At 60.2% G+C, this 17,638-nt stretch carries 15 protein-coding genes; 4 read left to right on the forward strand and 11 right to left on the reverse strand.

From position 1 onward, the window contains the following. Together KVQ74_RS27765 and KVQ74_RS27770 are read left to right on the forward strand one after the other, a co-directional pair. Nucleotides 1-886, forward strand: an 886-nt coding sequence (locus tag KVQ74_RS27765; RefSeq protein WP_217834570.1) for an RHS repeat domain-containing protein, incomplete at its 5' end; no start/stop codon positions are given. After that, nucleotides 883-1,302 carry a hypothetical protein gene (locus tag KVQ74_RS27770; RefSeq protein WP_217834571.1) on the forward strand — a complete coding sequence of 140 codons (420 nt, stop codon included), beginning with the start codon at nt 883-885 and terminating at the stop codon, nt 1,300-1,302. The genes KVQ74_RS27765 and KVQ74_RS27770, both read left to right, overlap by 4 nt. Before the next feature lie 221 nt (nt 1,303-1,523). Here the strand turns inward: KVQ74_RS27770 and KVQ74_RS27775 are convergent, their stop codons facing one another. Together KVQ74_RS27775 and KVQ74_RS27780 are read right to left on the reverse strand one after the other, a co-directional pair. Then, the gene (locus KVQ74_RS27775; RefSeq protein WP_217834572.1) at nt 1,524-3,314 is read right to left on the reverse strand and encodes a bifunctional diguanylate cyclase/phosphodiesterase; all 1,791 of its coding nucleotides are present in this window, start codon (nt 3,312-3,314) and stop codon (nt 1,524-1,526) included. Nucleotides 3,315-3,448: 134 nt separating this feature from the next. Beyond that, the gene (locus tag KVQ74_RS27780) at nt 3,449-5,533 is read right to left on the reverse strand and encodes a carboxy terminal-processing peptidase (protein ID WP_217834573.1); all 2,085 of its coding nucleotides are present in this window, start codon (nt 5,531-5,533) and stop codon (nt 3,449-3,451) included. 180 nt (nt 5,534-5,713) lie between these two features. Here KVQ74_RS27780 and KVQ74_RS27785 point away from each other — a divergent pair, with 180 nt between their 5' ends. Next, nucleotides 5,714-6,676, forward strand: a complete 963-nt coding sequence (locus tag KVQ74_RS27785) for a zinc-binding dehydrogenase (protein WP_217834574.1) — start codon at nt 5,714-5,716, stop codon at nt 6,674-6,676. Between the two features lie 50 nt (nt 6,677-6,726). Here KVQ74_RS27785 and KVQ74_RS27790 read toward each other — a convergent pair whose 3' ends face one another. From KVQ74_RS27790 to KVQ74_RS27815, 6 genes are all read right to left on the reverse strand, one after another. Beyond that, on the reverse strand, nt 6,727-7,380 hold the full coding sequence (locus KVQ74_RS27790) for an HAD family hydrolase (protein WP_217834575.1): 654 nt from the start codon (nt 7,378-7,380) through the stop codon (nt 6,727-6,729). 34 nt (nt 7,381-7,414) lie between these two features. Then, nucleotides 7,415-8,404 carry an ABC transporter ATP-binding protein gene (locus tag KVQ74_RS27795; protein WP_217834576.1) on the reverse strand — a complete coding sequence of 330 codons (990 nt, stop codon included), beginning with the start codon at nt 8,402-8,404 and terminating at the stop codon, nt 7,415-7,417. After that, on the reverse strand, nt 8,401-9,201 hold the full coding sequence (locus tag KVQ74_RS27800) for an ABC transporter permease (RefSeq protein ID WP_217834577.1): 801 nt from the start codon (nt 9,199-9,201) through the stop codon (nt 8,401-8,403). The genes KVQ74_RS27795 and KVQ74_RS27800 overlap by 4 nt, the downstream gene beginning before the upstream one ends. Next, nucleotides 9,188-10,024, reverse strand: a complete 837-nt coding sequence (locus KVQ74_RS27805; protein WP_217834599.1) for an ABC transporter permease — start codon at nt 10,022-10,024, stop codon at nt 9,188-9,190. Before KVQ74_RS27805 ends, KVQ74_RS27800 begins: the two co-directional genes overlap by 14 nt. A gap of 5 nt (nt 10,025-10,029) precedes the next feature. After that, the gene (locus KVQ74_RS27810; protein ID WP_217834578.1) at nt 10,030-10,836 is read right to left on the reverse strand and encodes an alkaline phosphatase family protein; all 807 of its coding nucleotides are present in this window, start codon (nt 10,834-10,836) and stop codon (nt 10,030-10,032) included. Between the two features lie 157 nt (nt 10,837-10,993). Beyond that, on the reverse strand, nt 10,994-12,061 hold the full coding sequence (locus KVQ74_RS27815) for an ABC transporter substrate-binding protein (protein ID WP_217834579.1): 1,068 nt from the start codon (nt 12,059-12,061) through the stop codon (nt 10,994-10,996). A 352-nt stretch (nt 12,062-12,413) separates the two neighbouring features. On the opposite strand from KVQ74_RS27815, the gene KVQ74_RS27820 reads away from it, so the two are divergent. After that, on the forward strand, nt 12,414-13,127 hold the full coding sequence (locus tag KVQ74_RS27820) for a UTRA domain-containing protein (protein ID WP_217834580.1): 714 nt from the start codon (nt 12,414-12,416) through the stop codon (nt 13,125-13,127). Between the two features lie 587 nt (nt 13,128-13,714). Here the strand turns inward: KVQ74_RS27820 and KVQ74_RS27825 are convergent. The 3 genes from KVQ74_RS27825 to KVQ74_RS27835 all read right to left on the reverse strand — a co-directional run bounded on the left by KVQ74_RS27825 (nt 13,715) and on the right by KVQ74_RS27835 (nt 17,599). Then, the gene (locus KVQ74_RS27825) at nt 13,715-15,871 is read right to left on the reverse strand and encodes a mechanosensitive ion channel domain-containing protein (RefSeq protein ID WP_217834581.1); all 2,157 of its coding nucleotides are present in this window, start codon (nt 15,869-15,871) and stop codon (nt 13,715-13,717) included. A 76-nt stretch (nt 15,872-15,947) separates the two neighbouring features. Next, on the reverse strand, nt 15,948-16,124 hold the full coding sequence (locus tag KVQ74_RS27830) for a hypothetical protein (protein ID WP_217834582.1): 177 nt from the start codon (nt 16,122-16,124) through the stop codon (nt 15,948-15,950). A 185-nt stretch (nt 16,125-16,309) separates the two neighbouring features. Next, on the reverse strand, nt 16,310-17,599 hold the full coding sequence (locus KVQ74_RS27835) for a M18 family aminopeptidase (protein WP_217834583.1): 1,290 nt from the start codon (nt 17,597-17,599) through the stop codon (nt 16,310-16,312). Between the last annotated feature and the right edge of the window lie 39 nt (nt 17,600-17,638).

Here is a 17,638-nt window from a genome sequence, read left to right on the forward strand (position 1 = left end):
CCAACTCGACCACCTCGGCACCCCGCTGGAGCTGACTGACTACAGCGGCGAAGTCGTCTGGTCAGCGAAGTACAACGCCTACGGCAAAATCGCCGCACTCGAACTGGCCGCCCACGACTACCTCGACCAGCCGCTGCGCTTCCAGGGCCAGTACTTCGACGCTGAAAGCGGACTGCACTACAACCGCCATCGCTACTACGACCCGGACACCGGACGCTACCTGACGCCAGATCCGGTGAAGCTGGCGGGTGGGTTGAATCAGTACCGGTACGTGCCGAATCCGACGGGGTGGGTGGATCCGTTGGGGTTGAACGCCAATTGCCCACCGCCGGGAAAAACCGGTTGTACGTTGCCGGATGGAGTGGGTGGCTCGGTCGTAAATGAGGGCGAGCCAACGCTGCCGAAGATGACGGCGCAGGAGCGGAGGGTTCGGATTGATGAGTTGGCGGAGGAGAATGCTAAGCGTCGGGTCGTTGCAATGGAGAAAAAATATAAAATGCATACTGTTAAAAAACATGGATCAGAAGTGCCAGACACCGCTCTCAATCAACGTGCTATCGACGGTACAGATCCTCATACAGGAAAAATTCCGAATCCACCAAGGGGTAATCCAAGTTCGCAATTTCATAACTGGCGTATGCATTTGGGGGCGCTTAATAAGGCGATGACTAAAGATAAGAATGGATTGATTATGCATACGGGTAGCGATCATAACGGTTATCCGATTGTAAGGTTGGAATTGCCCGGTGCAGGACGTGGATATAGGCCTAATAGAAGAGATTCTCAAAATCCAGTCTTGAATGAAAGTATGGATTGGTTTGAGGTTAAATTTGACAAAGTTAAAACTCAGAAACCATTTACAGGTTTTCCTGCGGAGGGTAAATGATGTTGAAAGATCCATATCTTAATGAGGATTTTGATCCGCGATTGATGTGGTTTGTGGGTGTTTTTGGCGTTTACGATCGTGAGGAGACTTTGGGGGTGGAACTCGAGGTTTACAATCCAGATGAATCTGCCGATAGAGAGATTTTGATCAGAAGGTATTGCCTAAATTTGCCATACCTTTCTTATCGTCATAAGTTTATTCTGATTGATAGTCTGTATTGTAAGCTCCAGTTGCCCGACTATGATTTTCAATCTGTGTTCGAGATCGATATATGGGAAGCAGCAAGTTGGCCGCGAGGAGAGTGGTATTGCTTACAAGACCCTCGTGGTTTTTTTAAAGAGGTCTATAGGTTGGCATGTGAGGTATGGGCGGGTGACCTTGCGAAAGCCGCAGAAGAAGATCCATCAACTTGGTGAATGGAATTTAATTAATGATATTAAAGGTTGTTTTGCTGGAGCCTATATAAGAACGGAGGATTAATTTGCTTCGAAAGCGAATGGAGGACTCTGAATGCGTTTTGAAAATTTGTAGTGGTGAAACCAAATGATTCTGGACCGCAAAGAAGAAGCAACGAGGCGAATTGAGCGGGTTCGTTCGCCAGCAAACCAAACCCCTCAGTGAGTGCGGTGATGGAAAGTTAACGTTGGCCGATGAGATGCGGTGAGCGGAGGTCAGGGGCAGTAAGGCTATCAATCACATGCACACTAAACCCCTGCACATTCTTCGCATGATGCTTCGCCTGCGAAGCCATCTCCGCCAACTGACTCGCGTCCAGTTCCGCACAAGCCTCGGGATGCAGATGCACCACGCCAATCGACAGTGACAACAACGGAAACTCCTGCCTCACGCCTTGGCGGTTTGGCGCAACAAAGCACCCGGCCTCCAGGTGTTCGGGTCGGTAGAAGCGGCGGCATTGGCTCTGGAAGTCGTCGAGTAGCTGGTTGAGGCGTTTGCGCCAGTCTTCCGGGCCGAGGACGAGGAGGAAGTCGTCGCCGCCGATGTGGCCGACGAAGTCGCGGGAGGGGTCGACGCGTTCGTTCAGGCATTGCGCCAGGCACAGCAGGACTTCGTCACCGCGACCGTAGCCGTAGATGTCGTTGAAGGGTTTGAAGCTGTCGATGTCGACGTAGCAGATGATCGATTCGCGGCCTTGTTGCAACAGACGGGTCAGGCATTGCTGGATCGGCACGTTGCCCGGCAGCAGGGTGAGCGGGTTGGCGTAGCGGGCCTGCTGGATTTTCAGTTCGGTGATCAGTTTGAGCACGTCGATCACCCGACCCAGGCCCAGGTAGCTGCCGTTAAGGGTGATGATGAAATCTTCCTCGATCCGTTGCCTGGCGCGGCTGGTGATCAGGCGGCTGACCTGTTGCAGCGACTGGCTCATTTCCACGGCAAGGAAGTCGTCGCTCATCAGGCGGCTGATCGGTTTACGGGCAAACAGGTCGGTGGCGAAGGGCTTGAGCAGCGCATCCGACAACGAGTGGCGATGAACGATGCCGCACGGCTGACCCTGCTCATCGAGCACCGCCAGCGAGTTGAGGTTGGCCTGGCGGCGAAAGGCTTCGAGCACGTTGGCGGTGGGTGTTTCACGGCCTACGGCCGGTTGGTCGTTGAGCAGGGCGCTGAGGTCGCTGCCTTCATCATTCAGGGCCACGGCGGCGCTGTCGTGCTTGGGCATCACGGCGCGGGCGTCGCGCGGCGGGTGTTCCTGAGGGCGCCCGAGCAAGTAGCCCTGAACCAGATCCACGCCCATCTCGGTCAACACCGCCAGTTCTTCCGGTAGCTCGATGCCTTCGGCAATCACCTGCGCGCGGGAGGCCTTGGCGATTTGCAGGATCGAGCCGACAAACTCACGCTTGAGCGCGTCCTGATGAATGCCGTCGATGAAGTGCCGGTCGATCTTCACGTAGTCCGGGCGCAACTCCGACCACAGGCGCAGGCTGGAATACCCGGCACCGAGATCGTCCAGCGCAATGGAAAAGCCCATGGCGCGATAGTGATGCAGTGCGGTTTGCAGCAACTGGAAGTCGTCGATCGGCGTCTGTTCGGTCAACTCGATCACCACCTGACTCGGTGGAATGCCGAAATCCTGAAGCAGTTGCAGGGTACGCCCCGGTTGGTGCGCGGCTTCGAGCAGGGATTCCGGCGAGACGTTGAGAAACAGCTTGCCCGGCAGTTGCTGTTCGTTGAAGCGGCGGCAAGCGCTCTGGCGGCAGGCGATTTCCAGCTCACTCAAACGACCGGCCTGGCGGGCGACCGCAAACAGCGCGATAGGCGAGTGCAGCGGGCTGTTGGAAGGGCCTCGGGTCAGGGCTTCGTAGCCGAGAATGCGCCGCTCGGAGAGGCAAATGATCGGTTGGAACAGGCTGTGTAAACCGCTTTGAGTCAGGATCGAGCTCAAGGCACTCAGCTGTTCGGTCGTCGTCATGGCAATCTCTGGCGATAAAAAAAGGACTGGGAGCGCTCTTGATGAAAAGAGCCGCTCCCAGTCCTTTATTGCACGACAGAATGATGACTGTTTGATGACGATCCGGGGATCGTCAGCATTAAATTGCCATCACCTTACTTCTTTGCCACCTGATTGCTCAGCTTCAGGTAGTCCAGCAGCACGCGCCCTGTCTCGCTCAGGTAGGCGTCGTCTTCCGGTTTGATCTTGTCCTGATCGGCTGCGGCGAGGGCATCCTCATCCTCTTTCTTCAGCTCTTTGAGCGGTTCTTCGCCTTTGGCCTTGCGACGGATGTTTTCCATCGCCAGTTGCTTGGCGTCGATGTCGGCGTGCTGGGCACGACGGTCGGCTTCATTGAGGCTGACGGTTTTTTCTTCGAGCAGCTTCTGCGCGAGAGCCAGTTTGTCGCGGATGAAGGTGAATTCCGCATCCTTGGCCGTGCGGGCATCATGCTCGGACTTGAGTTGCGCCAGGAACGGTTTGAACGGGTCGGTCGCCGGTTTGATCGCCGCGCGGATGGTGTCCCACGGCATGGCTTCCGGCAGGGCGCTCTCGCCGATTTCCTTGGTGTCGATGATCGACGGGTAGTCGATGTCCGGCAGTACGCCCTGATGCTGGGTGCTCTGGCCGGATACCCGGTAGAACTTGGCCAGGGTCAGTTTCAGTTCGCCGTGGTTCAGCGGCTGAATGGTCTGCACGGTGCCTTTGCCGAAGGTCTGGCCACCGATGATCAGCGCGCGGTGGTAGTCCTGCATGGCGCCGGCGAAGATCTCCGAAGCCGATGCGGAGAGGCGGTTGACCAGCAGCGCCATCGGGCCTTTGTAGAACGCGCCCGGGTTTTCGTCTTCCAGCACGTCGACCCGGCCATCGGCATTACGCACGAGGACGGTCGGGCCTTTGTCGATGAACAGGCTGGTCAGCTCGGTGGCCTCCTGCAGGGAGCCACCCCCGTTGTTGCGCAGGTCGATGACTACGCCGTCGACTTTCTCTTTCTGCAGTTCGGTCAGCAGTTTCTTGACGTCGCGGGTGGTGCTCTTGTAGTCCGGATCACCGGCACGGAACGCCTTGAAGTCGAGGTAGAAGGCCGGGATCTCGATCACGCCGAGCTTGTAGTCCTTGCCGTCCTGTTTCAGGTTCAGCACGGATTTCTTCACGGCCTGGTCTTCGAGCTTCACCGCTTCACGGGTGATCGGCACGATCTTGCTGGTCTGGTCGTTCGGTGCATTGCTCGCCGGGATGACTTCCAGGCGTACCACGGTGCCTTTCGGGCCACGAATCAGCTTGACCACTTCATCCAGGCGCCAGCCGACCACGTCGACCATCTCTTTGTTGCCCTGGGCAACGCCGATGATCTTGTCGGCCGGTGCGACCTGCTTGGTCTTGTCGGCAGGGCCGGCCGGCACCAGGCGCACGACTTTCACCTGGTCGTTGTCGCTCTGCAACACGGCGCCGATGCCTTCGAGGGACAGGCTCATGTTGATGTCGAAGTTTTCCGCGTTATCCGGCGACAGGTAATTGGTGTGCGGGTCGTAGGACATCGCGAAGGTGTTGATGTACGCCTGGAAGATGTCTTCCGCGCGGGTCTGGTCCAGGCGCGCCAACTGGTTCTTGTAGCGCTTGGTCAGGGTTTCCTGGATCTGCTTCGGCTCTTTGCCGGCGATCTTCATCCGCAGGACTTCGTCCTTGACGCGCTTGCGCCACAGGTCGTCGAGTTCTGCGGTGGATTTGAGCCAAGGGGCGTCCTTGCGATCGATCAGCAAGGTTTCCTTGGTGGTGAAGTCCATCTTGTCGACGCCTTTGTTCAGCTCGGCAAGGGCGAAGTCCAGGCGCGCCTTGACGCGATCCAGATAACGCTTGTAGATGGTGAACCCGGCGTTGAGGTCGCCGCTCTTGAGGAAGTCGTCGAACTGGGTCTTCCACTTGTCGAATTCGGCGATGTCGCTGGCCATGAAGTAGCTGCGCGACGGGTCGAGCAGCTTGATGTAGCTGTCGTAGATGATCACCGAGCGCGCATCATCGAGCGGCGGCTTGCTGTAGTGGTGGCGCTTGAGCAACTCGACGACGTTCAGACTGGCGATCACTTCGTCGCGATCAGGCTGCAACTTGTCCCAGCTGTTGGCTGCGAATGTGCTGCCCGATACCGGCAACAGGCCGATACCAATGAAAAGAGCGAGGGCGGTGCTGGGGAGCAAATGCTTCATGCTGATTCGACGCGGGGACAATTGATAACGCATATTAGGCCGTCTTTGAAGTCGCCGTACCTCCACGCTCTGTAGGAAAACTGCCGTTGAGTTTCCCGACAGACCCCAGGGCCGGTCGCATAATGCAAAAAGCCCGGCGCTACAGCTTCGGGCTCAGTCCAGACTCACTATGGAGGCAGTGTGAAGGCATTGCAAGGCGTTGAAGGTCAAGTGGCATGGGTTGAAGAGCCGAGTCCTACGTGCGATGTAGGACAAGTTCGCATTCGAGTGGCGGCAGCCGGCCTCAATCGCGCCGATTTATTACAGAAGGCAGGTCTTTATCCGCCGCCGCCAGGGGCCAGCCAGGTACTCGGTCTTGAGTGTTCCGGGGTGATCTGCGAGGTCGGCGCGGGCTCTTCCTGGCAGGTCGGGGACCGGGTTTGCGCCTTGCTGGCCGGGGGCGGGATGGCCGAAGAGGTGGTCGTCGACGGACGGCATGTGCTGCCGGTTCCGGAAGGCGTGTCGCTGATCGAGGCCGCCGCATTGCCCGAGGTGTATGCCACCGTCTGGCTGAATGTGTTTCAACTTGCGGCGCTCAAACCGGGTGAGAAAATTCTCTTGCACGCCGGGGCAAGTGGAATCGGTTCAGCCGCCATTCAGCTGTGCAAGGCCTTTGGCAACCCGTGCTGGGTCAGCGTCGGTTCCGCCGACCGATTGAGTTATTGCGAAGCACTGGGCGCCCAGGGCGGGGTGATACGCACCGATGATCTGGAAAGCCTGCGCGACCTCGGGCCGTTCGACGTGATTCTCGACCCGGTGGGTGGCAGCTACTCGGCACTCAATCTCAAGCTGCTGGCGCAGGACGGTCGTTGGGTGTTGATCGGTCTGATGGGGGGCCGCGAGGCGAAGCTGGATCTGGCCCAGGTGTTGTCCAAGCGTGTGCAGTTGCTGGGCTCGACCTTGCGCAGTCGTGACGATCAGTTCAAGGCTGATCTGTTCAGCGACCTGGGTCAGCATGTCTGGCCGCTGTTCGCCGAAGGTCGTTTGAAGCCGCAATTGGCCCGGACCTTCGCGATCAAGGATGCCGAGGCGGCATTTGCCGAGTTGGCGAGCAATACCGTGGCGGGGAAAGTGGTGCTGGTGATCGACGAAAGCCTGAGCTGAAACGCAAAAACGACGGGAGCGAGCAGGCTCGCTCCCGGATTAAATCTTTGTCACGTCCAGAGATGGATCGGCCAGTTGGATTGCTCGGCGTGTTCGCGCAGCACCGGATCCGGATTGACCACATGCGGGAAATCCACTTTCAACAGCAGCGGCAGGTCGTTGCGTGAGTCGGAATAAAAACTCGCCCCCTCAAGGTTTTCCTCTTCGGCGTCCAGCCACTCCAGCAGGCGGGTGATCTTGCCTTCGCGGTAGGTCAGGGTGCCTACGGTGTGGCCGCTGTACACGCCATGGGCAACTTCCAGTTCGATGCCCAGAATCTCGTCGATACCCAGACGTTCGGCAATCGGTTTCACCAGGTGCGTGCCCGACGCCGAGATCACCAGAATCCGGTCGCCGGCCTTGCGATGAGCGGCGATGGCTTTGGTGGCGTCACTGAAGATGATCGGTTCGATGAAGTCCTCGACCCACGGTCCGACCAGATGCTCGACTTCTTGCGGCGTGCGGCCGATCAAGGGTTCGAGGCTGAAGTCCATGTACTCTTCCATGCGCAATTTGCCGTGGCTGTAAGCGTCCATCAGTTCGTTGTTTCTGCGCATGAACGACTCGGGATCAACCCAGCCCAGCCGACCCATCTGCTCGCTCCAGAGGGTGGCGCAGTCGCCGTGGATCAGGGTTTCGTCCAGATCAAAAATTGCCAGAGCCATCAGTGCAGTTCTCTCTTCAACGTCAGCAAAGTCATCAGGCTACCTCACACAGGGCCGTCGGATCGATGGAAAGCGCCAGGCGCTGACCGTCGGGATGCAGGTCCGCCGCCGAACGGTTGAGCACATCCACCACCAGCTCCACGCCCCGAGCCTCGACGCGATAGCGGATCACGTTGCCCAGCAGGCTGTGGCTGCGAATCTGCGCATCGGGTTCGCCGTCCAGGCTCAGTTCGATGGCTTCCGGGCGGATCGCGATGCGATGGTTGACCGGGCGCTGCAACAGCTTCGAGGCGCTGTCGGCATCCAGCAGGTTGTAGTTGCCGATGAAGCCGGCAGCGAATACGTCCACGGGGGCGGTGTACAGGGTTTCGGCATCGCCGCTCTGGACGATTTTCCCCTGATTCATCAGGAAAATCCGGTCGGACATGGTCAGGGCTTCTTCCTGATCGTGGGTGACGAAAATCGTCGTCAGGCCAAGTTCGCGCTGGATCTGACGGATCTGTTCGCGCAGGTGTTTACGAATCCGCGCATCCAGCGCCGACAGCGGTTCGTCCAGCAACAACAGCCGTGGGCGGGTGACCAGCGAGCGGGCGAGGGCCACACGTTGGCACTGACCGCCGGAGAGCTGGTGCGGATAGCGGCTGGCGAAGTCGTGCAGTTCCACCAGTTTCAGTGCTTCGGTCACGCGTTTGTGGCTGTCGTCGGCGTTGACCTTTTGCATGCGCAGGCCGAAGGCGACGTTCTGCTCCACGGTCATGTTGGGAAACAGCGCGTAGCTCTGGAACACCATGCCGATCCCGCGTTTCTGCGGGCTCAGCGGCACGATGTCGACCCCGTCGAGCAGGATCTTGCCGCCATCCACCGGCGTCAGGCCGGCGATGCAGCGCAGCAGGGTCGACTTGCCGCAACCGGACGGGCCGAGCAGGGTGACGAATTCACCCTTCCGGATTTCGCAGTTGATGTCGCTGAACACCGTGGTGCCCGCGTAATGCTTCTGAAGGTGTTGGACGCTGACATAGCTCATTCGCTTTTGTCCTTGTTCAAAATGTTGGCGACCCAGGTCAGGACCAGCACGAAAAAGAAGTAGGAAATCACCAGCGCACTGGTGAAGTGGCCGCTGCTGTTACGCATGTTGTTGAGGTAGACCTGCAGGGTTTCGTAGCGGGTGCCGACCAGGATGTTGGCGAACACGAACTCGCCGAACAGGAACGAGAACGACAGCAGCAGCGCGACCATCAAGCCCTTGCGCAGGTTCGGCAGCACCACCAGCAACGCCGCTTGCCAGGTGCTGGCGCCGAGCAGTTGGGCGGCGTCCATCAGGTCGCGCAGGTTGATCGCTTGCAGGTTGTTGGTGATCGCCCGGTACATGAACGGCAGCGCCACGGTGAAGTAGCAACCGATCAGGATCCACGGCGTACCGACCATCGCCAGCGGCCCGGAACCATAGAGCTGCAACAGTCCCACCGACGACACCACCGGCGGCACCGCGAAGGGCAGCAGGATCAGGATGTTCATCAGCGCGTCGAGTTTCGGAAAGTGGTAATGCACCACGAACAGCAGCGGCAGGATCAGCACCACCGAGAGAATCAGCGCGCCGACGCACACCAGCAGCGACTGACCGAACGCGTGCAGAAAGCGCGGATCGCTCCACAACTGGATGTACCACTTGAGGGTAAAGCCGCTGGGCAGGATGGTGGCTGACCAGCTGCTGGCGATCGAGTAGATCAGGGTGCCCGCCAACGGCAGCAGCAGGATGGCGAACAGCAGGTACACCACGACGCGGTGGTAGACACCGGCCGGGCCGGATTCAGCGCGAGACATGGTAGCTCCTCTTCAGCAGCAGTTGATGCACGACGGTCACCACGGTCATCAGCGCCACCAGCACCACGGCCAGGGCGCTGGCCATGTTCGGATCCAGGGAAATATCGCCGGAGACCATCGCCGCGATGCGGATCGGCAATACGTTGAAGTTGCCGGTGGTCAGCGCGTAGACCGTGGCGTAGGCGCCGAGGGCGTTGGCGAGCAGGATCACGAAAGTGCCGAGCAGAGCGGGGGTCAGCACCGGCAGGCCGATGTGCCGCCAGAACTGCCAGCCGCTGGCACCGAGCAGCGCGGCCGATTCGCGCCAGTCTTCACGCAGGGCGTCGAAGGCCGGGTAGAGCAGCAGCACGCCAAGGGGAATCTGGAAATAGGTGTAGAGAATGATCAACCCGGTTTTCGAGTACAGGTTGAAGTCCTGAATGATTCCGGCCTGCTTCAGCATGATGGTGAAGCTGCCGTTGAACCCGAGCAGGATGATGAACGCGAAGGCCAGGGGCACGCCGGCGAAGTTGCTGGTCATGTTGGCGAACGCGTTGACGAAGTTGCGCAGCTTCGAATCGACCCGACGCAGCGAGTAGGCGCCCAGCACCGCGATGACGATGCCGAACACGCTCGACCAGAAGCTGATTTCGAGGCTGTACTGGATCGCCTGTAAATAGAACTTCGAACTGAAGATCTTGCTGAAGTTGGCCAGGCCCCAACCGAACTCTTCCGATTGCAGGCTGTTGATCATCACCCAGACCAGCGGGGCGATTTCGAACACGATAAAGAACAGGGCGAAGGGCACCAGGCACAGGGCGGCCAGCCATTTGCCACGCGTCATGGAATTCACTTGAGCAACTCCCGGCACACAGGTTTGTCGTGGGGCACGCCGAGCAGTTCGCAGACAGTGCCGCAAATGTCGGTCTGTTTTGGCGCGGCATCGGCGTTGAAGCTGAAGGCGTCGCCGAGGACGAACAGCGGCACCTGACGTTCTTCCGGCAGCAGGCCGTTGTGCGAGCGGTCGTTGTTCATGCCGTGGTCGGCGGTCACCAGCACCTGATAACCGGCGTCGAGCCAGGTCTGCAGGTAGTCCGCGAGAATGATGTCCGCCGAGCGGGCGCTGTTGCGGTATTGCGGGGTGTCGAGGCCGTGCTTGTGCCCGGCGTCGTCGATGTTCATCGGGTGGATCAGCAGGAAATCCGGCCGGTGGCGCAGGCGCAGGTTTTCTGCGTCGGCGAACAGGTGCGAATCCGGGTAGTGATCGTTCCAGTAGAAATGGCCGTGTTGGATCGGCAGGTCCGGGTCGTCGGTGTGACGGTCGCGGGCGTCCACGAACGGCGAGCGGTTATACAACTCACTGACCCAGTGATAGGCCGCCGCAGCGGTTTTCAGGCCGGCGTCACGCGCGTAGTGATAGATGCTGCGCTGGCTGGACAGGCGCGAAACGTTGTTGTGGACGATGCCGCTGTCGATTGGTGGCACGCCGGTGAGGATGCATTCGTAAAGCGGTCGGGACAGGGCCGGCAGCTCGCACTCCAACTGGTAGAGCGCGGCGCGTCCTGCGCCGACATAAGCCTGCAGATGCCCCATGGCGTGACGGGCGACCTCGTAGTTGAGGCCGTCGAGCACGACAAGGATGACGTTGTGCTTCATAGGGGCAAAAACTCCGCGAAATTCAAGGATTCCGAAATCAGCTCAATCCCCTGCGGGAGCGGGCTCGCTCGCGAATGCGTTGAGTCATTCAACAATGACGTTGTCTGACGCGGCGCCTTCGCGGGCAAGCCCGCTCCCACAGCAGGGGCTACAGCCCTTATTGCATGTTGATGATCACTTCTTCCTGCCACTTCTGCGGCAGCGCCTTGGAGGTCTTTTCCCACGCATCGGCGTCCTTGATCGGGGTGACCTTCTTGTACTGCTCGTTCGGCAGCAGCTTGGCCTTCACGTCTTCCGGCAGTTGCAGGTGCTCGGCGCGGATCGGACGTGCGTTGCCGCGTGCCAGGTTGGTCTGGCCGGCGTCGCTGAAGATGTATTCGCGGGTCAGCTTGGCGGCGTTCGGGTTTTTCGCGTACTTGTTGATGATGGTGGTGTAGCCGGAAATCACCGAGCCGTCGGACGGAATCAGCACCACGTAGTCATCCGGTTTGGCCATCTTGGCCTTGTAGCTCAGGCCGTTGAAATCCCAGACCACGCCGACTTCGACTTCGCCTTTTTCCATGGTGGCGATGGTCGGGTTGGCGAGCGACAGACGACCCTGCTTGGCGATGTCGGCGAACAGCAGCAGCGCAGGCTGCAGGTTCTTCTCGTCGCCACCGTTGGCCAGTGCAGCGGCGAGCACGCCGTTGGCGGCTTGCGCGGCAGTGCCTACGTCACCGATGGAAACCTTGTATTTGCCGCCCTTGAGGTCAGCCCATTTGGTCGGTATTTCGGAGCCGTGCAGCAGCGACTTGTTGACGATGAAGGCGATGGTGCCGGTGTAGGCCAGCGCCCAGTTGCCATCCTTGTCCTTGGCCCATGCCGGCACTTGATCCCAGGTGCTTGGCTTGTACGGTTGCGTGACGCCTTGCTTGACCGCGATCGGGCCGAAGGCCGCGCCGACGTCGCCGATGTCAGCGGTGGCGTTGTCTTTTTCGGCAGCGAACTTGGCGATTTCCTGGGCCGAACTCATGTCGGTGTCGACGTGTTTCAGACCGTAGTTTTTCGCCAGGTCTTCCCAGGTGCCTTTCCAGTTGGCCCAGTCATCGGGCATGCCGACGCTGTTGACGGCGCCTTCCGCTTTCGCAGCGGCTTCCAGGGTTTTCAGATCGGTGTCGGCCGCCATGGCGGCGGTACACATGGCAATGGTCGAGCCTAACAGTGATGCCAGGAAAAGCTGTTTCATTCCGAAGCTCCTTGGGTCGTGTTCAACGCTGCGATTGCGGTTTGTGTTGGTCTAGGTCAGCAATACCTGAGCCAATTTAAGGGGGCAGGATGACACTTTGATGTCGGTGATCGTCCCGAAGGCCTTTTATTTGCCCGGTATCGACGGCTGCCCGATAAGCGTAGACCAAGCGCAAAACCCCGCAGGGCAAGGGACTTGGCCGATGTATTGCAAGCCGTGAGAGTGACCGTTCGGTAGTTTTGTCATCTCTCGGTCATCTGCACTGCCTAGGCTTGCAGCACGACCAAGCGGCGCGACAGCTGTGCGGTTTTGCCCCGAAACAGTGCTGGTCTAGTCCAGATAGGTAACGTTGATGCGTGATGAGGCAACAAAAGCGGTGACAGCCATCGGCCAGATCCTGCAGGAGCAACTCGACCACGGCCTGCTGGCGCCCGGCAGCAAGTTGCCGGCCGAGCGCAAGCTCAGTGAGTTGTTCGGCACGACCCGGATCACGGTGCGTGAGGCGTTGTTGCAACTGGAGGCTCAGGGTCAGATTTATCGCGAGGAGCGCCGTGGCTGGTTCGTTTCGCCGCCGCGCCTGGCCTACAACCTGATGCAGCGCAGCCACTTCCACGCGATGGTCAGTGCCCAGGGGCGGGTGCCGTCGACCGAGGTGATTTCGGCGCGGCTGCAACCGGCGTCGGCGGCCATTTGTGCGTTGTTGCAGTTGCCGGCGTTGTCGAGCGTGATTCAGATCTGCCGGTCGCGGCGGATCGATGGGCGGTTGGTGTTGTATGTGGAGCATTATCTGAATCCGCAGTTTTTTCCGGGGATTCTGGCGTTCGATTTGAATCAGTCGATTACCGAGCTGTATGCGCGGCATTACGATTTGCACTACGGGCGGGTGCGGTTCGAGATTGTGCCGACGTCGCTGTCGGTGGATGCGGCGGCGGCTTTGCGGGTATCGGTGGGGAGTCCGGGGTTACGGATTGCTCGGGTCAATTATGATCAGCATCAGCGGTTGATTGATTGTGATCTGGAGTTTTGGCGGCATGATGCGATTCACGTTGGGGTCGATGTTGTTTGATCTGGGGTGATTGGTCTTGGCGGCCTCTGGGCCGACCAGGTTGTGGGGTAATTGAGTACATATCCGTTTCTTCGGTAACGGCTTCTTATGGTTTCGCCCTTACGGCGACTCACTTTTTTGACAAACGCCTCAAAAAAGTAAGCAAAAAAAGGCTTGCCCCTGCGTTCGGCCCTCGCAGGCTCGGGTTCCTTCGCTCCGGTGTCCATCCGGGGGCATCGCCTCCGGTTTGCTGCGCTGCACCTCCTCTCGATGTGTTCGACTTCGTCGAACGGCGCTGCGCGCCAACCCCCGGATAAACACCTCCACTCAGCCTGCCGAAGGGGCGGGTGGATCAAGATCAAAAGCTTTGTCGAGCTAACGCTCATCCTGGTGAGTGGTGAGTGGTGAGTGGTGAGAGGCGGTGGTGGGCTACCTGAGCTGTTTTTGCTTTCTTGTGGGAGTGGGCTTGTTCACGAAGGCGGCCTTCGGGCCGACCGGGTTCTGGCGGGTGTACGCCTTCTTCACTGCCACTTCGGTCAGTTCCCTCGCCCTCCGGGAGTGGGGCGCGATTTTGAGTTGATCCGGGATGAGGTAACGACGCTAATCGCTCACTCCTTCGCCTGCCCGCCACCCGCCGTCATCACCTGCACATTCATTCTCGGCGTCGCCAGATCCATCCCGGCCTCATCGAGGTGTCGTTTCAGCGACAGGTTGAATGCCCGTGACACTTCCCATTGTTTGATCGGCGCGGTCTTGAAGCGGGCGCGCAGGATGGCGTTGCCGGATTCGAAGCTTTCCACGCCCTGGATTTCCAGTGGCGACCAGATGTTGCGGCGTTGCAGTGGGTCGGTGCGCATTTTCTGGCCGACGTCGCGCATGAGTTTGATCGCGTCGTCGATTTCCATGTTGTACGGCACCGCCACCCGGAAGATCGCGTAGCCGAATTCCCGGGAGTAGTTTTTGATGCTTTTGATTTCGCTGAACGGGATGGTGTGGACGATGCCGTCGATGTCCCGCAGGCGCACGGTGCGGATGGTCAGGCCTTCGACGGTGCCGAGGTGGCCGCCGACGTCGACGTAGTCGTCGATGGCCAGTGAGTCTTCGATGATGATGAACAGACCGGTGATCAGGTCGGCCACCAGCGATTGTGCGCCGAAGCCGATAGCCAGGCCGATCACGCCGGCACCGGCCAGCAGGGGGGTGACGTTCATGCCCATGTTCGCCAGGGCGACGATCAGCGCGATGATGAAGATCGCCACGAACAACACGTTGCGGATCAGCGGCATCATCGTTTGTGCGCGGGCGTTGGCCAGGCCTTTGCGGGAGCGGGTTAGGGCGTGGTGGACGGCGGTGTCACTGAGGATCCAGATCAGCCAGGCGAAGATCAGGGTGCCGATCAGGCTGAACAGTTTGACGCTGATGTCGTGGCCTTCGCCCTCCGCGAAGCCGATCAGTGATTGGCCCCACACGCGCAAGCCCAGTTCGATGAACGCCAGCCATACCAGCAGGTGAGCGAGGGTGTAGAAGAAGCTTTTCAGGCGTTCGGAATACAGCGCGTGGCGTTTGGCGCCGCGTTGCGGTTTGAGGGCGTGGCGGCGGACGAGGCCGTTGATGACCATGCACAACACCAGCAGCACGGTGCAGATCAGCGACTGGCGTAACGCGGTGCTGGTGTCGCCGGCGGAGACGAAGGTGGCGAACAGCGAGACGCCGACCAGCACCAGCGCCGGTACGTACCAGAAGCTGCCGAGGATTTCGATGGTGTCGCTGAGGGCGCGGCGGGTCAGGCGGCGGGACAGGGGCTGGTTGCGGATCAGGTGGGCGATCGGCCGGCGGAAGCGCAGGATGAACAGGCCGGTCGACAGCGCCGCGAGGACATTGGCGACAGTGGCGGCAGTGTGCGCCAGGTGTACGCCGAGACTGTCGATCAGGCGCGGGTCGCTCAAGGCTTCGCCGAATGCGGCAAAGCTGCCGATCAGCCACAGCGGCCGGAATGCCTGATGGCGCAGGATATACAGCGCCCGGTGACGGTGCGGGCCGTCGAGCAGGGAAAAGGCGATCACGCAGATCGCCGAGAAGCAGGTGCCGACCACCAATGCATAGGCCAGCACCATCGCCAGGCTTTTGCCCAGCGATGACGGCAGGGCGTAGCTCATGTAGACGGTCATCACCAGGGCGATCAGCCACGGCCCGAGCTTGCGCAGGGCGAAGCGCAGCATGTCGAGGGCCTTGGGGTGTTGCGGCAGTTCTTCGGTCAGGCCGAAGCGCATGCGCACCCGATGCCCGAGCCAGATCAGCGCGGCGGCGAGCAGGCTCCAGACCATCAGGATCACGGCGAAGCCGAAGATGATCGGCAGCCATTCGCTGGCCGGCAACATCAGCGCATACAGTTCGTCTTTGGCCTGGTCGAATTCGGCGGACCAGCGGGTGATCGGGCTGTCGGCGCCGGAGAACTGTTTCTCGAAACTGGCGAGGGTGCCGCCGATCAGGCCGAGCACGCCTTCTTCCGGAGTGGCCTGAGCCTTTTTGCTGGCATCGCGCAGTTTCTTCAGGTCGCTCAGCAATTGAGCGCGTTGCTTGTCGTTTTCCAGCGACTTGATGACTTCGTCGAGGGACTGGCCGAGCGGTGCCTGGGCCTCGGGCTGGGTGTTGCCCGAGTTATTGAGCAGTCCCGGCAACCCGACTGCCTGGGCGGGCGCCAGGGGCAGCAGCGTCATCAGGCAGATCAGCAATAGACAGGGCAGGGCAAAAAGACGAGCGAACACTAGGCGGTCAACCTCGCAAGGGGCGTGTCCGCCCGAGTGTACGAGGCCGTCCGGTGCAATGCGAGCCGGGCACGGATTATTCGTTGAGTTTGGCGAGGATCTTGTAAACCACGGTGGCCAGGATCAACAGCATGCCGATCCACATGGCGAACACTCCGGCGTTCTTGTCCCGGAAGTTGAAGCCGATCGCCAGCAGGATCATCCCGCAGAGAATGGGGATGAGCATGGAGTGGAACGCGGACATCGAGATCATGGCGACAGCCTTGTCGAAGGGGATGATTCAAGTCTAGGTGGGTTTTTGACGAGCGGTGGTGATGTGTATCAGAACTGAGTCAGTACAAGGGTGAAATGTGTCGTGACTGAGCCGGCGCGTTCGCGAGCAAGTCCGCTCCCACGGGATCCTGTGTGGGAGCGGGCTCGCCCTCGAAGCTTTTCAGGTTACGGCAATTCGCGACTGGCGTAGAACGCGCTCAGCACTTTGACCAGGTGCTTGAGGTCATGGCTGCCGCACAGTTCGCGGATCGAGTGCATGGCGAAGGTCGGCAGGCCGATGTCCACCGTGCGCACGCCCAGGTGGCTGGCGGTGATCGGGCCGATGGTCGAGCCGCAGCCCATGTCGCTGCGCACCACGAAACTTTGCACCGGCACTTCTTCGGCCATGCACAGGTGGCGGAAGAATCCGGCGGTTTCGCTGTTGGTGGCGTAGCGCTGGTTGCTGTTGACCTTGATCACCGGGCCGGCGTTGAGTTTCGGGCCGTGGTTGCCGTCGTGTTTCTCCGCGTAGTTCGGGTGTACGCCGTGGGCGTTGTCGGCCGAGACCAGCAGGGATTTCTGGATGGTGCGCACGAACTCGTCGCCTTCTGGCAGCACGCGGCGCAGGGTCTGTTCGAGCATCGGGCCGTCGGCGCCACAGGCCGAGCAGGAGCCGACCTCTTCGTGGTCGTTGCACACCAGCACGCAGGTTTCTTCGGTGTCGGCGGTCAGCAGGGCTTGCAGGCCGGCGTAGCACGACAGCAGGTTGTCGAGGCGCGCCCCGGCGATGAAATCACCGTTCAGGCCCACGACTGCCGCGCTCTGGGTGTCGTAGAAGCTCAGCTCGTAATCGAGTACCACATCGGCGTTGAGGCCGTGTTCGCGGGCCAGTTGATCGGTCAGGACCGCGCGGAAGTCGACACGCTCGTCACCGGCGAACTGCGCGAGAATCGGCGGCAGTTCGGTCTGGGCGTTGATCGCCCAGCCCATGTTGGCTTCGCGGTTGAGGTGGATCGCCAGGTTCGGAATGATCGCGATGGGGGCCTTGAAATCGATCAACTGACTCTCGACCTTGCCGTCGCGGCGGAACGTGACGCGGCCGGCCAGCGACAGGTCGCGGTCGAACCACGGGGCCAGCAGTGCGCCGCCGTAGACTTCGACGCCGAGCTGCCAGAAGCCCTGGCGTTGCAGTTCCGGCTGCGGCTTGACCCGCAGGCACGGGCTGTCGGTGTGGGCACCGACCAGACGGATGCCATCGTGCAATGGCGAGCTGCGGCCCATTTTGATCGCGACAATCGAGGAATCGTTGCGGGTGACGTAGTAACGGCCGTTGGCTTCGATGTTCCACGGCTCGCGCTCGTCGAGGCGCACGAAACCGGCGGCCTCCAGACGTTGAACAAGGCTGGCGGTGGCGTGGAACGGGGTAGGGGAGGCCTTGAGGAAGTCGATCAGGCCTTGGTTCAACTCTTCGCGCATAAGAAGCTCCAGACAGCGATGGGCGGGAGTTTAACGCAT

This window comes from Pseudomonas botevensis (assembly GCF_019145475.1).
Taxonomy (GTDB): Bacteria; Pseudomonadota; Gammaproteobacteria; order Pseudomonadales; family Pseudomonadaceae; genus Aquipseudomonas; species Aquipseudomonas botevensis.